This window comes from Streptomyces sp. OZ13, from assembly GCF_052068155.1.
In the GTDB taxonomy this organism is placed as follows: domain Bacteria; phylum Actinomycetota; class Actinomycetes; order Streptomycetales; family Streptomycetaceae; genus Streptomyces.
The window spans coordinates 13,831-31,001 of record NZ_JBQHCZ010000023.1 but is presented as its reverse complement, the minus strand read 5'-3'; the positions used below and the strand labels follow the sequence as shown (position 1 = coordinate 31,001).

Here is a 17,171-nt window from a genome sequence, read left to right as displayed (position 1 = left end):
GCCCCTCTCCCCTCCTCGAGGGACCCGGCCGCCGTGGCGGGCTCAGCCCCTGGAGCGGCGACGGCCGATGAAGGTCGCCGCGGCACCGACGGCGAGCAGGACGGCCGCGCCGCCCGCGAGGTACGGCGTCGTGGAACTGCCGCCGGTCGCCGCCAGGTTGTCCTCGCCGGGCTGCTCGCCGGACTGGGCGGAGATCCCCTCGGCGGGCTTCTCGTCGGCCGGCTTGTCGTCGGCGGGCTTGTCGTCAACGGGGGGCGTCGGCTCGGCCGGCTTCGCGGTCCCGCCCGACGTCGCGCCGGGCGCCTCGCAGGTCGCCTCCGCGAGCGTGACCTCGCCGTCGACCTCGGCGACGTTCAGCTCCAGCGGGTTGAGGGCGACCTTCAGCTGCAGGGCCGTCGCGGCGGCCGTACGGGACGTGGTGCGGGTCTTGGACAGCTCGAGGGTCACCTCGCCCACGCCCGGCACCTCGACGCGTGTCGGGCCGCCCGTGCTGAGTGTGACCTTCTTGCCGAGGACCCTCACCTTCCCCAGCAGATTCGACTCGGCGACGGGCTGCCGGCCCGTTTCGCAGACGGCCTTCGACGTGACCTGCTCGACCTCGATCAGCGACAGCAGCGGCAGGCCGGGCACGTGCACCCTCGCGTTGGCGAGGGTGCTGCGGGCCTCGGCCCTGCCGCTCTCCACCGTGGCCTTCGCGGTCGCCACGTCCGCACGCAGCACCTGGACCTGCCCGTCGTTGCCCACGCCGTCCAACTCGACGCTCAGCGCGGTCTTCTCGGCGCTGCCGGGCGCCCGGACCTCGTTGAGCGTCGTCCTGAGCGGCACATGGACGGTCTTGTCGAGCAGGGAGACGTCCAGGCCGGTACGGAGCACGACCGCGGTGGCACTTCCCTCACCGCCGCCGGTGGCGTGGGCAGGGCCGGCGAGCGCGACCGGCGTGGCGGCCAGAGCGACGGCGGCGGTCGCCGCGGCGGCCTTGCGTGCGGGCATGCGGAAGGTATTGCTGTTCAAGGTGGTGGAACCCCCACGGAGACATGGGGTCGCCTGCCGCCCCACGGGGACACGTGCACGGCGGCGACCGGGACACCGAAATCTTTACGCACGAAGAGTGAACTGACAGATGCCTGCGGGCGGTTCACTCGAAAGTGGGGTTTCCGAAACGCCTCATGCCTGTGCACCGTCTCCGCCTTCAGCATCGCGCATCCGACAGTCGTCTCCACGGCCTTTGTCCCGGTCGCCGGGCCGTGCACCGCGCCCCTCGAAGCCGGTCTGAGAGCACTGTGGTCCGCCGAGAGCACTGTGGTCCGCCGTCCTTCCCGACCGGCACCAGCGCCGCGTGTTCACTCGCCCTGGGCCACCGGCACCCGCCCTGATCCCCATTCCGGGGTCCGACAGGTCGGCAACCGTTCCCGGTCGGGTGAGAGGTGGCCCGGGCGTCAGGACGCGCGTGACGGCGCCGACGAACCGGGGTCCCGAATATCGCCCCAGTCGCTGATCACTGTGATCCACGGGGTCCGCAGCTTCGAATAACCGATGAGGGGTTGTTCCTCGATCCGGTGCCTGGGACGGGAGTGCAGGACCGTGCACGCGGTCGTGCACCTGAACAGTCCGGCACCGGTCCCCGGGCGAGCGACATCGTCCGGCGGCCGTCTGCGGCAAGGAGGTGAATACGTCAGGCGGACGGCTCTCGGCCGGATGCGCGAAGAGCGCCGACGGTATGGGGTCGAGCCGAGTCGAGGAGCGGCGATGGAGTGTGGAACAGATGCCGGGCACCAGGAGTGACGGCAAGCACGGCGCCGGGCGTCCCGAGGACGACGACCGGGTGGACGGCCTGCTCACCCGTGCGGCCGAGGGCGATCAGCAGGCCTTCGCCGGCGTCTACGACGCTCTCGCACCGCCGGTGATGGGACTGGCCCGCCGGGTGCTGCGGGACGAGGCACAGGCGGAAGAGGTGACTCAGGACGTCATGATCGAGGTGTGGCGCACCGCGGACCGCTTCCGTCCGGAGCGGGGAGCCGCCCGGAGCTGGGTGCTCACCCTGGCGCACCGCCGGGCGGTGGACCGGGTACGTTCCGTGGCCGCCGGCAGGGCCCGCGAGCTGCGCTCCGTCGTGCTGGAGCACGAGCCGCCCTTCGACATGGTCGCCGAAGCAGTGGAAGGCCGCGAGGAGCAGCGGGTGGTCTTCCGCTGCCTGAGCGCTCTGAAGGACGCGCAGCGGGTGCCTCTGATGCTCGCCTTCTACCAGGGCCTGACGTACGCGGAGGTGGCCGATGCCCTGGCCGCCCCGGCGGGAACGATCAAGTCACGGATGCGGCAGGGGCTGCAGAACCTGCGCGAGTGTCTGGAGGCCGCCTCATGAGCATCGACGACCCGCATCTCCCCATCGGCGCCTACGCGCTGCACGCCCTGCCGCTCGCCGAGGAGGCGGCCTTCGAGAACCACCTGGCCGGGTGTGCGTCCTGCCGCCGTGAAGCCGACGAGCTGACGCCCACCGCCGCCCTGCTGGCCGCGGCCGAGTCTCTCGCGCCGCCCGCGGACCTGCGCCGCCGAGTGCTGGCGGAGATCGCCTCCGTCCGGCAGGACCGGCCCTCCCCCGGCGCGCGGCAACGGCCCCGCCGGCCGCAGCGGGGCCTACGGCTGGCGATGGCCGCGTGCCTCGCGGCAGCGGTGGGCCTGGGCGGTGTGGCGGCGTGGCAGCACTCCGGGGCCGACAGCGCGCGCCTGCGGCTCGCCGAGGTGCGCTCCGACACGGCCGCCCTCGCCGACGTCATCGCCGCCCGGGACGCGACGATCAGCACCGAGGGCCTGCCCGACGGCGCCACTGCGAGTGTGATCACCTCCCGGTCCCAGGGCCGGGCCGCGTTCATCGCCTCCGGCCTGCCTTCCCTCGCCGAGGACCAGGTCTACGAGCTGTGGTACGCCGAAGGCGAGCAGTACCGGCCCGCTGGTCTGCTGCCCGGCTCGGGCGGCCGCCAGGCCCGCGTCCTCGACGGGCCGCTCAAGGAGGCCACCGCCGTCTGTATCACCGTCGAACCTGTCGGCGGGTCCCTGCAGCCCACCACCGACCCGCTGGCCTACATCCACGTTCCCGCGTGACCGCCGCCCGCATCGCGTTCGACGGCGCTCCTGTCAGCCGCGGCGAACCACGACGGCTGCCTCGTAGCCCGCGGGAACGGAGACGTCGATGACCGACCAGCCGGTTATCCGGGCCGGATGTGGCGACGTGCCGAGGTGGTCCGAGCGAAGGTCGCGTCCGAGTCCGGTGCCGAGCGCCTTCAGATACGCCTCCTTGCGGGTCCATGCCCGGGCGAACGCCGCCGGGCGGTCCGCCGGGGGGCAGGCCGCGAGCTCGGCGGTCTCCCGAGGGTGCAACGCCGCGGACATCTCCTCGACGAGGGCGGAGGAGGGAACCTTCTCCACATCGGCGCCGACCTCGGTGACCGCGAAGGCGAGGAGGCAGTACCCCGGTGTGCGGGAGACGGAGAAGTGCGGAGCGGCCTCGCGGACCAGGGGGCGGCCGTGCGGGCCCCCGCACCGGGGGCACTGCGCTCGTGCGAGCCGCACATCCGGCGGGTCGATCCCCAAGTAGGCACCCAGGAGCAGCCGCAGGCAGACATGGGTGACCCGGTAGCCGTCCCGGTCCACCGCCCTGCGCAGCGCCGCCTCCCGTGCCCTCTCGCCGCCGTCCAGCACCGAGGCGGCGAGCGGTGCGACGACATCGCGCAGGTCCTCCACGCGCGCGAGCCACAGCCGCGGCGCTCCGGGCCGGGGCGGAGCAGGTTGTGCCCACGCGCCGGGTACGAGGTCGTTCGGGCGGAGTGCAGACTGCGGTCTCGCCGCAGGAAGGGTCTCGAAGTGGTGATCGGTGTACATGGTCATACGCCTTCCGCGAGGCCACCGGACGGGCCGAGGTGGCGCAGGCGCCCCGTGCGTCAGAACGTCATGCCCTTGGACGCGCCGGCTCTGTGTGCCCGGCCGTCCCCTTCCGTCGGCCCGTCCGGAAGGAGGACGTCCTCGCCGTAGAGGCCCCGCACCCAGTTGGACTGGTAGATGGTGTCGAGGTACCGCTCACCGAGGTCCGGGGCGATCGCCACCGGGGTGAGGCCGCGGGTGTCGTGCCGGTCGAGCCATTTCTTGGCGCCGCTGACCACCGTGCCGGTGGAGCCGCCGAAGAGGAAGCCGCGCATGGCCAGGCTGCGGCAGGTGCGGATGGTGTCCGCCTCCTCGACGCGCACCGCCTCGTCCACGTACGACTCGTCGAGCAGCGGCGGGCGGACGCTCATGCCGAGGCCGGGAATCATCCGGCGTCCCGGTGGGTCGCCGAAGATCGCGGAGCCGACGCTGTCCACCGCCACGATGCGCACCGGCCGGTGCCATCTGCGGAACCAGCGGGCGCAGCCCATCAGGGTTCCGGTGGTGCCGACACCTATGAACAGCACGTCCAGGTCCGGGAACCCGCGGGCGATGGCGGGAGCCGTCCTGCGGTAGTGGGCCTTCCAGTTGTCGGCGTTGGTGTACTGGCTCAGCCAGACGCAGTGAGGATTCGCGGCGCACAGGTCACGCACGAATGCGAGCCGTGCGCCGAGAAGACCGCCGTCGGCGGTCCCCTCGGAGACCACGTGGACCGTGCTGCCCAGTGCTTCCATCATCAGCCTGGTGGCCAGGTTGCAGCGGGTGTCCGTCACGCAGAAGAACCGGTAGCCCTTGCTCGCCGCGATCATGCTGAGAGCCACTCCGAGATTGCCGGAGGAGGACTCGACCAGGATGGAGTCCCGGGTGATGACGCCTCTCCGCTCGGCGGACTCCACCATCTCGGTCGCGGCCTTCAGCTTGATCGAACCGGCGAAGTTGAATCCCTCGCACTTGAGGAACAAAGGCTGTCCGAGCATCTGCCGCAGGTCGACGTACAGGTCCTCCTCGTTGAAGGCTTGGGGAACGGATATGACGGGCACGATGGTCTCCTCGTCTGCCGTGGATCTCCGGCCGGGCGGCGCTACGTCGCGCCGCCTCATCCGTACCGGCGCAGCTCGTGGAAGAAGTTGTCGATGACGTGCAGTTCGCCGGACCGGACCACCTCGTCGTAGACGTAGCGGCCGACCGCCAGATCGAGGATTCCGAGCCCGAACGGGGAAAACACCGCGGGTCGGTCCGCGGGCACCTCGACCCTTCCGGCCATCACGTCGTCCAGCGTGCCGTGCAGGAAGGTCCGGCTGCCGGTGAGCTGCTCGGTGAGGTGGGGTGAAGTGGCGGCCCTGAGGCAGTGGTCGATGTCGTCGACGATGTTGGTGGCGGACAGCAGGACCTGCGGCGCGAGATCTCGCAGCGACACGTGCAGCACCACCGGATCGTGGCGGAACCACGAGGGGTCGCTGATGTGCGGCCGGGCGGCGACGGTGGCGAAGACCACCAGATCGCTGCAGCGGATCAGCGCCTCGGCGCCGTGGTGCACGGTGACCCGGCCCGCGGCTCCCGACTGCTCCAGGTAGAGGCGGAAGCCCGCCGCGCTGGCCGCGGACACGTCGTGCACGCCGATCTCGTCGAACGACCAGCCGGTGCCGTCCAGGTAGGTGTGGATGTAACGGGCGATCAGGCCCGCGCCGACGAACCCGAGACGGGCAGGGCGCGGCCGGCCCCTGCTGAGCCAGCCGGCTGCCGACACGGCGGACGCGGCCGTCCGGGCGGCGCTGATGATCGAGCTCTCCATGCAGGCGAACGGATAGCCGGTGTCGTGGTCGTTGAGGATGAGGACCGCAGAGGCCCGCGGGATCTCCGACGACACGTTCTCCGGGAAGCTGGAGATCCACTTGAGTCCGTCCACCCGTGCCTCGCCGCCGAGCGAGGCGGGCAGCGCGATGATCCGCGACGACGGACGGTCGGGGAACCGCAGGAAGGACGACGGCGGGTTGACCGTGCGACCGGCGCCGTGCAGGCGGTACGCCGCCTCGACCACGTCCACGACGGCCTTCTCCCGGCCCTCCAGGACGCTCTTGACCTGCTCGCCGGAGACGACCGCGAAGGGCGGCACGGTACGGGCGTCCGAGCGGGTGTCGCCACGGGTGATCTCGTCGAGGAGGGGGTGGTTCACCGTGGTCATGCCGCTGCCCTCCCGATCCGTGCGGGTCCGGTCCGGCGCACCGGGTCCGCCATCGCCACCACCACGTCCCGCGGACCCGCGTAGGCCTCTCTGCTGTGCGCGGTACGGATGTTGTCGACGAGCATCAGGTCGCCGGCCTGCCACGGCCGGCGCAGGGTGTGTGCCTCGTAGACCTTGTTGATCTGCTCGACGACGTCAGGGGGCAAGGGATCGCCGTTGCCGAAACGGGTGTTGAAGGGAAGATCGTCCGGGCCGTACTCCTCGATGAGGAACTCCCGCACCTCGGGGGCCATCGTCCACTCGTTCAGGAAGGCGATCTGGTTGAACCAGCAGCGGACGCCGGTGACGGGATGGGGCAGAACGGCGGCGCGGTGCTGCCGGGTGCGCAGGGAGCCGTCCGGCTGCCAGGCCCATTCGATGGCGTTGGCGCGGCAGTACGCCTCGACGGCACCGCGGTCGTCGGTGCCGAACGCCTGGGTGAGCGTGGCGCCGATCTCGTCGTTGTAGGTGCGGGTGAGCAGCCAGCCTTCCCGTTCGAAGCGCTCGACCAGTCCGGTCGGCAGAGCCTCCAGGACGGCGGTCGAGTCGGCCACCGCGGTGGCCCCGCCCTCGGTGGGCGGGCGGATGCAGGCGAAGAGCAGCAGCCCCGGGAACTGGGCCGCGTAGCTCAGCTCGTGGTGCATGCACATCGTTTGGCCGGCCGGCCACGCCGACGACGAATAGACGCCTTCGGCGTAGTTCTCGCGGGCGGCGAAGGCCTCCCGCTCGATCGCCGGGCGGGTGGCCACCTGCCGCAGGACCGCCGCGACGTCGGCCGCGGTGCGCAGCCCGAGGCCTTGGACCATGAGTGCGCCGTGCTCGGCGACGAGGCCGCGCAGGGTGTCCCGCTGATCGGCCGCCCATGCCTCCACGTCGGTGGTGCTGCCGACCTGCAGGGTCGCCGGCTCGGTGGGCGTCGCCTGCTTGCGGAACAGTGCGGACAGCATGTCGGTCTCCTCTCGTACGTGATTCAGGCGTCGGACGGTGACATGGCCGCACGGACCACGGCCTTGGCCGCCTCGGTCGGGCGGGTGCGCAGGAAGTGGCCTCCCCCGCCGGGTACGTTCCACAGGTCGAGGTGCCCGGCCGAGAGCTGCCGGTCGCCGAGTGGCCACCGCGTGCCCTCCACGCCGTCAGGGGCACGAGGTGCGTCGGGCGCCTCGGCGGATCCGGGCTCACCGGCGCGGAGGAGCAGGGTCAGGGGTGCGGCGAGCCGCTCGGTGGGAAGCGCCGGCTCGGTGTCGTGGAGGCCCGGGTGGCCGTCGGATGCGGCGGCGAAGACTCTCCGCACGGGCACACCGCGCTGCTCCAGGGTCCGGGCCGTGTCCACGGCGGTCGCCGCACCCGCACCGTCTCCCCAGAGCAGCACTCCCGCGGCGCCGAGTCGGTCGATCTCCGTCGCGAGGAGCGGGACGACCGGGGGCCCGGCACCGGAGGCCGCGATCGCGGCGGCGTACACGGTCAGCCCACTGTCACGCAGGGCGTCGGCGAGCGGCCGGAAGTCCGCCGCGTCGCGGCCGGTGTCGGGGAAGCAGACCAGGGCGCCCGCTGAGCGGCCGTCCGGCGGCGTGAGCGTCCGCAGCACTCCGGACGCGGTCCGGCGCCGGCCGCCGTCACGGGAGTCGACGAGGGCGGCCAGATCGGCCAGGACCGGACAGCGGGTGAGGTCGCGGAGGGAGATCACGCGATCCAGCGAGATCGCGAGCCGCACGGCCGACAGGGACGTGCCGCCCAGGTCGAAGAAGTTCGCGCGCCGGCCGATCCGCTCGGGCGCAACGTCGAGAACCGCGGCCCACGCCGCCGCCAATCGCTGTTCCGTCGGGGTCCGCGGCGCCGCGAAGGCGTGGGCGGCGGCGCCGAGTTCTTCGGCGAGCGCGGCCAGCGCCCTCCTGTCGGTCTTGCCGTTGGCCGTGAGGGGCAGGCTCTCGAGCTGGTGGAAGGCGGCCGGGACCATGTACTCGGGCAACAGCTCGCCCAGCCGCTCACGCAGGTCGTCGGCCGCCGGCGGTCGCGGGCCGGTGCAGAAGGCGACCAGTTGCCTGTCGTGCCCCTCCGGGCCGGTGACCACGACGGCGCAGTCGCGCACGTCCGGCAGGCGCAGCAGGGTGTTCTCGATCTCACCGATCTCGATGCGGAACCCGCGGATCTTGACCTGGGCGTCCTTGCGGCCGAGGAACTCCAGCTTCCCGTCGGGCAGCCAGCGGCCGAAGTCACCGCCCCGGTAGAGCCGCCTGCCCGGGCGGTGCGGATCGGCAAGATAGACGGACCTGGTGCGTTCGGGGTCGTTGACGTAGCCGCGCCCGACGCAGATGCCGGAGAACACGATGGCTCCGGGGGCGCCGAGGGGAACCGGTGACAGGTCGTCGTCGACGACGTAGACGCGCACGTTGTTGACGGGCCGGCCGAGGGGGATCCGCCCGCCGGCCGGCACCGCGTCCATCACTTCGTGGTTGGTGTCGTCCGACGTCTCCGTCAGTCCGTAGGCATTGACGAGGCGGGTTCCGGGCCGGGCGGTGAACCAGCGCTGGACGAGCTCCCGCTTCAGGTCCTCACCGGTGACCGAGACGCACTTCAGGTCCGGCAGGTCGCGCGGGCTGCGCTCGAGGGCGGACAGGACGACGTCGAGGTACGACGGTACGAGTTGCAGAATCTCGACACGGCCCTCCGCGATCGTGTCCAGGAACCGGTCGGCGTCGAGGATCGCCTCCTGCTCCACCAGCAGCGTCCGCCCGCCGACCAGCAGCGCGGAGAGAAGCTGCCACACCGAGATGTCGAAGCACTGGGAAGCGGTCTGCGCCACGACCTGCCCCTCGCCGATCCCCAGGTCGTCGATCTTCGCGTAAAGGTGGTTGAGCATGCCGGCGTGCTCGCACATCGCGCCCTTGGGCTCGCCGGTGGAGCCGGAGGTGAAGCAGACGTATGCGAGCCGGTCCGTCGCCACGTCGAGGCCGAGGTCGCCTCCGTCGGTGTCGCTCTCGGCGAGCGCGGGGACGAGGAGCGTGCGCGTCCCGGGCAGCGAGGAGACGGCCCGGTCCAGGTTGGTGGTGCTGCCCGGTTCGGTGAGCACGATCTCGCACCGGGCCCGGTCGAGCATCGTGGCGATACGCCCGGGCGGGTACTGCGGGTCGATCGGCAGGTAGGCGCCGCCCGCCTTGAGGACGCCCAGTACACCGGCCATCCAGTTCAGGTCGCGCCCGGTGACCACCGCGACGACGTCCTCAGGGCCGAGGCCCTCCGCCAGCAGGCCGCGCGCCAGCCGGTTGGCCCGTACGTCGAGCTCCCGGTATGTCCATCGCCGATCGCCGTGCACCGCCGCAACGGCGTCCGGATGCCGGCGCACCCGTTCCTCGAAGAGTTCGTGGAAGCGGAGGTCGGGCAGCTCGCGGCTCGGGCCGGCGAGTCCGTCGATCTGGAAGCGCAGTTCCTCGGCGGACAGCAGGCTCTGCCGCTGGTGCGGGGCGTCCGGGTCGGCTGCGATCTGTTCGAGGGCCGCGAGGTGGTAACCGCCGATCCGGGCGGCACAGCCGGCGTCGAGCACGTCGGTCCGGTACCGCAGACGCAGAGAGACCGGGGTGTCGTCCTCCTTCACCACTGTCACACTCAGCACGCTGTCCCCCGGTACGACCGGGCCGCCGTCGGCCGGGGCGAAGACGACCTCGGGCCAGGGACCTCGGCTCTCCCGTACCTGACGCGAAGCCAGGAGCTGCTCCTCGGTCCGGCAGGCGTCCAGCACGACCTGACGCCAGGGGCCGGGCTCCACCGTCAGCCCGCAGGGCAGCGGCCCGGCACCCGACGGCGGGAGGTAGCCGGTGCGGACGACACGGTCGCCGGACAGTGCGGCGAGCACCTTCACGTGCACGGCCAGCAGCACCGCGGTGAGCGGGACCCCGAGGGCCTCGGCCTGCCTTCGCAGGTTTGCGGTCAGACCGCCGGGGAGGGCCGTTGTGTGTTCCGCTGTACCGGGCACCGGCGTCGTGACCCAGCGTGGTGCGGCCGTGAACCCGCCGGCGGACAGGGTGTCGTGCCCGGAGGCCGCGCAGGTCTCCGCTGACGCCATCAGAACCCACCTCCGCTGCCGTCCTGTTCCGGCCCGGCCGGCCGGGCCGGGTTGCCCGCCCACCGGGCATGTGCCGGGACCGTCTCCCCCTTCATCAGGAAGGAGTCCGCCTCCAGCAGGGCGCCGTCGCCGATCGTCACGCCGTAGTGGACGAAGGCACCGACGCCGAGGGTGCAGCCGGAACCGATCGTGCTGCGATCCGACTTGAAGGTGCCGTCCTCCTGTGAATGGCACTGGACGGCGCTGCCCGCGGCCAGCGTGCAGCCGTCCCCGATGGTGGCCATGGGCCGTTCGGTCAGACTGCAGCCGTCGTCGAACACCCTGCTGCCGATGCGGACGCCGAGCATCCGCCACACGACGCTCTTGAACGGCGTGCCGTTGAGGATCCGCAGATACGTCTCCGAGGGGACCTTCCAGTACCGCTCGCGCCGCCAGAAGCGGACGTCGTAGATCGAGCAGAACAGCGGCTCCGGCCGGTGCACGGCGCTGACCGCGCGTTCGACGAGTACGTAGTACAGGACGGTGAACGGCAGCAGGAGGGCGTTGGCGAGTGCGAGTGCCACCACGCCCCACTGTGCGTACAACTGGGCTGCCCCCGCGAACAAGACCATGACGCAGAAGAAGTACAGCCATCCCGTGGTCAGGAACAACGCCATGGTGACGGCGTTGTGGCGGTTCTTGGCCCGGAGAGCACTGCGCAGCTCGGCGCCGCTCTTCAGGTCGTCGAAGGTGCTGTCCCGCAGTACCGACCGTGGGATCTCGAAGCAGGGGGAGCCGAGGAGGCCGGTGTTCTCCCGGACCGGACCGTCGACGGGGACCATGACCTTGGTCGCCAGCAGACAGTTGTCGCCCGTCCGGCCGCGCGAGGGGTAGGCGATCCGGTTCCCGAGGAAGTTGTGCGCGCCGATCGAGGTCCGGGCCAGGCGGAAGGCGGTGCTCGAGTAGTCGGCGTTCATCAACGAGAGCCCGTCCGCGACCATGGTGCCGCTGCCGACGGCACTGGCCGAGGGACTCTCGTGCTTCACCACGGTTCCGAAGTTGGAACCGGTCTGCTCCAGCCGGGACAGGTCGTAGCCGAGGCCGCGCAGATAGTGCACGATGCAACTGCTGTCGCCGAACAGACGGGTCAGGAACCGTCTGTTGGTGAGCCGGAGGGTGGCCCGGTGCACCGCGTGGTGGAAGCCGTACAGCGGGTACACCCGACCCGGTTTCACCAGCAGGCCCAGTAGGCGCGGGACGGTGAACAGCAGGACCAGGGTGAGCGGCACGCCGCCGAAGAAGACCACGGCGGTGAACGCCAGCAGGTCGGCGTAGAACACCCATTCACCGAGGGCGGCCGGTCCCGGTTCCAGCACGGTGGTCAGCTGCGGGGCCCGGGAGAGCAGCACGTCCAGGCAGCCCACCGCCAGCGGTACGTACACCAGGAGCGCCGTAAGCACCAGCAGCCCACTGTGCACCGCCCTGCGCACCGCACCGCAGCGGGCGGGCCCGACGGCCAGGAAGTCCGTGTCGCCGGGCTGCGCCGGCGATCCGTGCCAATGCCCGCCGTCGGGCACCGCCTGGCCCGCGTGCAGCGAGGACGCGTGGCCGAGCTGCGCCCGATCGCCCATCGAGGTGTCGATGTCGAGCACCGTCGCCTCGCTGACGACCACGTCCCGCCCGAGGCTGACCGGCCCTGTCTCGATCGCGCCGTCGTGGGCGCGATAGCAGCTGATCAGGACATCCTTGCGGATGACCGTGCCGTCACCGACGGCCAGCAGATCGGTGCACACGGGCACATTGCGGGAGAGGATCGTCACGCCCCGCCCGATCCGCGCGCCGAGCGCCTTGAGATAGAGGACGAACAGCGGCGAGCCGGCGAGCAGGACCAGCGGGTTCGACCGGACGAGTGTCTTGACCAGCCAGAAGCGGACGTACGCCAGGCTCCAGACACTGATCCTTTCAGGTTTCCAACGGCCGATGAGCAGCCACTTCGCCAGGACGGGCAGAGCGCACATGACGAGCAGCATCACGGCGCCGAACACCACCGACCGCAGGTAGACGTCGAGGAGGTGCGTTCCGGCGGCGATCCATTCGTAACCCGCCGTGCTGACGAACGCAATGAGGAAGGCATAGCCGACGAAGCTTGCGGCCTGCAGCGCTCCGCACAGCACGTAGTGGGGCCTGCCGAGCGGGGCGGCCACCGGTGCGGGCGGGCTGACCTCGGGCGCCGGAGCGGCCGGGGCGGCCGGGGCCGCGGCGGACTGTGCGAGCGCTGCTGCCAGATCTCTGACCGTCGGGTGGCGGTAGACGTCCCTCATGGAAACCGACGGCAGGTCCGGGCGCTTTCTGACGCGGGCACAGAAGTGGGCCATGACCAGGGAGTCGGCCCCCAGATCGTCGAAGAAGTGACTGTCGAGGGGCACTTCGTCCACCTGCGCGACGTCCGCTAGCAGCAGGGCGAGTGTCTCCTGTGCGCCGGTGGCGGGAACCGGGGCCTCGTCGAGCCGGCGAGCAGGATCCGCGGATCCGATGGCCAACGCTTCGAGCGACTTTCCCGCCATGAGCGCTCCCCTGGGCTGTGTCCGGTCGGCTGGACCCGCGCCTTCAGCGTCGAAGTCCTCACCTGATCCTTATTCGTCGCCGCCGGGAGGACGTATGGGCACAAAGCAGAAATTCTCACATGGTGAACACCGGTCTCACTTACCGTCCGGTCCCGGGCCTTGGCCGTGTTCCGCGCGGACCAGAGGCGTAGGCTCATGAGAACGCCCTGTTGAAATCCCCCAGTCGGCATCACAGAGGGCGACATGACCGACCCCTTCGGTTTCCTGACGACTCCCCGCCGGCCCGTGACCGCGCGTCCCGCCGAGGAACGGCTCGGCGACTGGCACGAGGTGCACGCCGGTCAGGCCCTGCTGCCGGTGGTCTCTTTGCAGGCAGGGCGCTGCATGGACTGCGGCATCCCGTTCTGCCACAACGGCTGCCCGCTGGGGAACCTCATACCGGAGTGGAACGTGTACGCCGCCCACAGCGACTGGGGCGCCGCCGCAGAGCGGCTGCATGCCACCGACAACTTTCCCGAGTTCACCGGCCGGCTCTGCCCGGCACCCTGCGAGCCCGCGTGCGTCCTCGCGATCAACTCCGAGCCGGTGACGATCAAGAACGTGGAGCAGACGATCGCCGACCAGGCGTGGGAACGGGGGCTCGTGTCCCCGCTTCCGCCGGAGCGGCTCATCGGCTCATCGGTCGCGGTCGTGGGCTCCGGGCCGGCGGGCCTGGCGGCGGCGCAACAGCTCACGCGTGCCGGCTACACCGTCGCGGTCTACGAACGCGCCGACCGCATCGGCGGTCTGCTCCGTTACGGCATCCCCGCGTTCAAGATGGAGAAGCGGCACCTGGACCGCCGTATCGAGCAGATGAGGGCGGAGGGGACGGTCTTCCGTCCCGGCGTCGACGTCGGCCGTGACGTCGCCGTGGCGGAGGTGAGGAGCCGCCACGACGCGGTGATCGTCGCCGTCGGTGCGACACAGCAGCGGGAGCTCCCGGTGCCGGGTCGCGAACTGCACGGCATCCACCAGGCGATGGACTACCTGACTGCGGCGAACCGTGTCACGGAGGGCGACCACGCGCAGCCGGCCGTGACCGCGGAGGGCAGACACGTGGTGATCGTCGGAGGCGGCGACACCGCCTCCGACTGTCTCGGCACCGCGCTGCGTCAGAAGGCCGCGTCGGTGGTGCAGTTGGACATCAACCCCGAGCCGGGCGACACACGCACCGAGAGCCAGCCGTGGCCGGTGTATCCGAAGATCTACCGGGTCTCCCACGCCCATGAGGAGGCCCGTGCCCGCGACGGCGCCGATCCGAGGAGGTACTCCACGGCCACCGTGCGCTTCGAGGGTGACGCGGCCGGCCATGTACGCGCGCTGCATCTGACCGAGGTGGAGCCCTCGGCCAGACATCCCCGGGCCGGCACCGAGCGGGTGCTGAGGGCGGACCTGGTCCTGCTCGCCCTCGGATTCTCCGGGCCCGAACGGGACACCGCCCTGGCCACGCAACTCGGACTCACCTTCGACGCGCGGGGCAACTTCGGGCGGAACGCCGCCTTCGCGGCGCTGCGGGAGGAGGGGGACGAGCAGCCGGAGCGCAGCGTGGCAGACGGCGTCTTCGTCGCGGGGGACGCGGGTCGCGGCCAGTCCCTCGTGGTGTGGGCCATAGCGGAGGGACGGTCCGCCGCGGCGGCGGCGGACCGCTATCTGACCGGCTCCACCGACCTCCCCGCTCCCCTGACGGCGACGGACGGGCCTCTCACCGCGTGACGGCTCACGGGACGCGCTTCCGTACGGCCGGCCCGTACGGCTCCCGTTCGCCGTCACCCGTCCCTCAGTCGACGATCCGCCCATCGAGCACGATCCGGCGCGGCGCCGCGAGCACCCGCACATCGGCCCGCGGGTCCTCTTCGTACACCACCAGGTCGGCCGGGGCGCCCTCCTCCAGCGCCGGGCGGCCCAGCCAGCTCCTGGCTCCCCATGTGGTCGCCGACAGTGCTTCGAGCGGCGGGATGCCCGCCTTCACCAGCTCGGCGACCTCCGCGGCCACCAGCCCGTGCGCGAGGGAACCGCCGGCGTCCGTGCCGACGAAGACCGGTATGCCCGCGTCGTAAGCCGCACGCACGGTGTCGTAGCGGCGCTCGTACAGCCGGCGCATATGGTCCGACCACTGGGGGAACTTGGACTCCCCGCCCGCGGCGAGTGCGGGGAACGTGGCGATGTTGACCAGGGTCGGGACGATGGCGACACCGCGCTCCGCGAACAACGGGATCGTCTCCTCCGTGAGCCCGGTCGCGTGCTCGATGCAGTCGATGCCGGCCTCGACGAGGTCGCGCAGCGAGTCCTCCGCGAAGCAGTGCGCCGTCACCCGGGCACCCAGCCGGTGGGCCTCCGCGATGGCCGCCTCCACCGCCCCGCGCGGCCAGCAGGCGGTGAGGTCGCCCGCGTCACGGTCGATCCAGTCACCGACGAGCTTGACCCAGCCGTCGCCGCGCCGGGCCTCCCGCGCGACGTACGCCACCAGGTCCTCGGGCTCGATCTCGTGCGCGTAGTTGCGGATGTAGCGGCGGGTGCGGGCGATGTGCCGGCCCGCCCGGATGATCTTCGGCAGGTCCTCGCGCTCGTCGATCCAGCGGGTGTCGGAGGGGGAGCCGGCGTCGCGGATCAGCAGTGTGCCCGCCTCACGGTCGGTGAGGGCCTGCTTCTCGCTGGTCGCGGCGTCGACCGGGCCGTGGTGGTCGAGACCGACGTGGCAGTGGGCGTCGACCAGCCCGGGCAGCGCCCAGCCGTGCACGGTGACCGCCTCGGCGCGGGGACGTTCGAAGGTGATCCGGCCGTCGACCGCCCACAGTTCGTCCCGCACCTCCTCGGGCCCGACGAGCACCCGCCCCTTCACATGCAGCACCGTGTGATCGCTCATGCCAGGAACTGTACGAGGCCCTCGGTAGTCTCGAGCGAGAGCCCGAACACTGTCCGAACACCGTCCGGCCCTGGTGGGAACGCCGTCCGGACCACCGAGAGAAACCGAGCACCGCCGTGACACACCCGCTGCTGGACCTCGCCCCGCTGACCGCCGCGCACTTCGCGTCCATCGAGCGCCGGGTCGCGGCGCTGCTCGGCACCGAGCAGGACGTGGTCGTGATGCAGGGCGAGGCCCTGCTGCCCCTCGAGGGCTGCATCCGCGGCGGCGCGCATCCCGGGTCGACGGCGCTGAACGTGGTCACGGGCCCTTACGGCCAGACCTTCGGCAACTGGCTGCGCGACTGCGGCGCCGATGTCGTGGACCTCGAGGTCCCCTTCCACACGGCGGTGAGCGCCGAGCAGGTGGCGCGGGCGCTGGCCGAGCACCCGGAGATCGACTTCGTCTCACTGGTGCACGCCGAGGCGGCGACGGGCAACACCAACCCCGTCGCCGAGATCGGCGAGGTCGTACGGGCGCACGGCGCGCTGTTCATGCTGGACGCGGTCGCGTCCGTGGCCGCCGAGCCCCTGCTCCCCGACGCCTGGGGCGTGGACCTGTGCGTGATCGGCGCGCAGAAGGCGATGGGCGGCCCGGCCGGCGTCTCCGCCGTGTCGGTGAGCGAGCGGGCGTGGGAGCGCATCGCCGCCAACCCGGCCGCGCCCCGCGGCTCCTACCTGTCGCTGCTCGACTGGAAGCAGCGCTGGATCGACGGCGGGCGCAAGGCCCTGCTGCACGCGCCCGCTCAGCTGGAGATGCTGGCGCTCGAGGCGTGCCTCGAGCGGATCGGGTCGGAGGGCCTGGACGCGGTGACGGCCCGGCACGCGGCGGCCGCCGCGGCCACCCGCGCGGGAGCGCTGGCGCTCGGCGGAGGCATCGCACCCTACGTGCACGAGGCACGGCACGCCGCCCCGGTGGCGACCACGCTGCGCGCCCCGGCCGGGGTGGACGCCCGGGACCTGGTGGCGAAGGCGCTCGCCGCTGACCCGTCGCTGCCGGTGATGGCCGGTGGCGGTCCGCTGGCCTCGGAAATGATCCGGATCAACCACTACGGAGTGGACGCGACCCGTGGCGTGGTGCAGTCGTCGCTCGCGGCGCTGGGCGGCGCGCTGGCCGAGCACGGCCGGTCGGTCGATCTCGAGGGCGCGCGCCGGGCGGCCGGCGAGAGCTGGGGCTGAGGACCGGGTGGCCCCGCTCGCGCGGGGCCTTCGCCCGCGGTACGCCTCCGCGGCCGCTCTCCGGCAGGATCCTCACATCGGCTCCCGGTGCCCCGCATTCGTCCGCATAAACGCACCGAACTAAAGCGGAGAGCAAATTCGCATTCACTCCGGTAAATAGCTCCCCGCATTCTGCTGCCCCCGATCCGGATCGTTAAACGTAGGGATTCGTATCGTTTTCGGGGTCGATTCAAGCACGTGTCAACCGGGTTGCCGTCATGTGACGGACACCACAGGGAGGACGATATGCCCGGATATTTCCGGGCAAACACGCGCGATC

12 protein-coding genes are annotated in these 17,171 nt (G+C 71.6%); 4 read left to right on the top strand and 8 right to left on the bottom strand.

Features of this window, described 5'->3' with window-relative positions; genetic code table 11:
- Positions 1 to 42: 42 nt before the first annotated feature.
- Positions 43 to 1,011 carry an SCO1860 family LAETG-anchored protein gene (locus tag ACTMTU_RS33510; protein ID WP_441267200.1) on the bottom strand — a complete coding sequence of 323 codons (969 nt, stop codon included), beginning with the start codon at positions 1,009 to 1,011 and terminating at the stop codon, positions 43 to 45.
- 751 nt (positions 1,012 to 1,762) lie between these two features.
- Between ACTMTU_RS33510 and sigK the strand changes: the two genes are divergently transcribed.
- Together sigK and ACTMTU_RS33500 are read left to right on the top strand one after the other, a co-directional pair.
- Entirely contained in the window at positions 1,763 to 2,359 is a 597-nt protein-coding gene (gene sigK, locus ACTMTU_RS33505; RefSeq protein ID WP_441267257.1) for an ECF RNA polymerase sigma factor SigK, read from the top strand.
- On the top strand, positions 2,356 to 3,096 hold the full coding sequence (locus ACTMTU_RS33500) for an anti-sigma factor (protein WP_441267199.1): 741 nt from the start codon (positions 2,356 to 2,358) through the stop codon (positions 3,094 to 3,096). The genes sigK and ACTMTU_RS33500 overlap by 4 nt, the downstream gene beginning before the upstream one ends.
- Before the next feature lie 33 nt (positions 3,097 to 3,129).
- Here the strand turns inward: ACTMTU_RS33500 and ACTMTU_RS33495 are convergent, their stop codons facing one another.
- Genes ACTMTU_RS33495 through ACTMTU_RS33470 form a run of 6 tightly spaced genes read right to left on the bottom strand, consistent with a single transcriptional unit; the run spans position 3,130 to position 12,733 of the window.
- Positions 3,130 to 3,879 (bottom strand): 4'-phosphopantetheinyl transferase family protein, encoded by a 750-nt coding sequence (locus tag ACTMTU_RS33495; protein WP_441267198.1) that lies wholly within the window; start codon positions 3,877 to 3,879, stop codon positions 3,130 to 3,132.
- Positions 3,880 to 3,932: 53 nt separating this feature from the next.
- A complete protein-coding gene (gene sbnA, locus ACTMTU_RS33490; RefSeq protein WP_441267197.1) occupies positions 3,933 to 4,952 on the bottom strand; it encodes a 2,3-diaminopropionate biosynthesis protein SbnA in 1,020 nt (339 codons plus the stop codon).
- A gap of 56 nt (positions 4,953 to 5,008) precedes the next feature.
- A complete protein-coding gene (sbnB, locus tag ACTMTU_RS33485; protein ID WP_441267196.1) occupies positions 5,009 to 6,094 on the bottom strand; it encodes a 2,3-diaminopropionate biosynthesis protein SbnB in 1,086 nt (361 codons plus the stop codon).
- Positions 6,091 to 7,080, bottom strand: a complete 990-nt coding sequence (locus ACTMTU_RS33480) for a TauD/TfdA family dioxygenase (protein WP_441267195.1) — start codon at positions 7,078 to 7,080, stop codon at positions 6,091 to 6,093. The genes sbnB and ACTMTU_RS33480 overlap by 4 nt, the downstream gene beginning before the upstream one ends.
- A 23-nt stretch (positions 7,081 to 7,103) precedes the next feature.
- Complete coding sequence (locus ACTMTU_RS33475) at positions 7,104 to 10,190, bottom strand: non-ribosomal peptide synthetase (protein ID WP_441267194.1); 3,087 nt, start codon at positions 10,188 to 10,190, stop codon at positions 7,104 to 7,106.
- A complete protein-coding gene (locus tag ACTMTU_RS33470) occupies positions 10,190 to 12,733 on the bottom strand; it encodes a Pls/PosA family non-ribosomal peptide synthetase (protein ID WP_441267193.1) in 2,544 nt (847 codons plus the stop codon). Before ACTMTU_RS33470 ends, ACTMTU_RS33475 begins: the two co-directional genes overlap by 1 nt.
- A 243-nt stretch (positions 12,734 to 12,976) precedes the next feature.
- Between ACTMTU_RS33470 and ACTMTU_RS33465 the strand changes: the two genes are divergently transcribed.
- Complete coding sequence (locus ACTMTU_RS33465) at positions 12,977 to 14,485, top strand: glutamate synthase subunit beta (protein ID WP_441267192.1); 1,509 nt, start codon at positions 12,977 to 12,979, stop codon at positions 14,483 to 14,485.
- Positions 14,486 to 14,549: 64 nt separating this feature from the next.
- On the opposite strand, the gene ACTMTU_RS33460 is transcribed toward ACTMTU_RS33465, so the two are convergent.
- The gene (locus ACTMTU_RS33460) at positions 14,550 to 15,635 is read right to left on the bottom strand and encodes an amidohydrolase family protein (RefSeq protein ID WP_441267191.1); all 1,086 of its coding nucleotides are present in this window, start codon (positions 15,633 to 15,635) and stop codon (positions 14,550 to 14,552) included.
- Between the two features lie 116 nt (positions 15,636 to 15,751).
- On the opposite strand from ACTMTU_RS33460, the gene ACTMTU_RS33455 reads away from it, so the two are divergent.
- On the top strand, positions 15,752 to 16,852 hold the full coding sequence (locus tag ACTMTU_RS33455; protein ID WP_441267190.1) for a pyridoxal-phosphate-dependent aminotransferase family protein: 1,101 nt from the start codon (positions 15,752 to 15,754) through the stop codon (positions 16,850 to 16,852).
- Positions 16,853 to 17,171 lie beyond the last annotated feature (319 nt).

Bases quoted from the DNA above. Each gene is read 5' to 3' on its own strand.
- sigK (WP_441267257.1), top strand. From the start codon at position 1,763: ATGCCGGGCACCAGGAGTGACGGCAAGCACGGCGCCGGGCGTCCCGAG.
- ACTMTU_RS33500 (WP_441267199.1), top strand. From the start codon at position 2,356: ATGAGCATCGACGACCCGCATCTCCCCATCGGCGCCTACGCGCTGCAC.
- ACTMTU_RS33495 (WP_441267198.1), bottom strand. From the start codon at position 3,879: ATGACCATGTACACCGATCACCACTTCGAGACCCTTCCTGCGGCGAGA.
- sbnB (WP_441267196.1), bottom strand. From the start codon at position 6,094: ATGACCACGGTGAACCACCCCCTCCTCGACGAGATCACCCGTGGCGAC.
- ACTMTU_RS33480 (WP_441267195.1), bottom strand. From the start codon at position 7,080: ATGCTGTCCGCACTGTTCCGCAAGCAGGCGACGCCCACCGAGCCGGCG.
- ACTMTU_RS33475 (WP_441267194.1), bottom strand. From the start codon at position 10,190: ATGGCGTCAGCGGAGACCTGCGCGGCCTCCGGGCACGACACCCTGTCC.
- ACTMTU_RS33470 (WP_441267193.1), bottom strand. From the start codon at position 12,733: ATGGCGGGAAAGTCGCTCGAAGCGTTGGCCATCGGATCCGCGGATCCT.
- ACTMTU_RS33465 (WP_441267192.1), top strand. From the start codon at position 12,977: ATGACCGACCCCTTCGGTTTCCTGACGACTCCCCGCCGGCCCGTGACC.
- ACTMTU_RS33460 (WP_441267191.1), bottom strand. From the start codon at position 15,635: ATGAGCGATCACACGGTGCTGCATGTGAAGGGGCGGGTGCTCGTCGGG.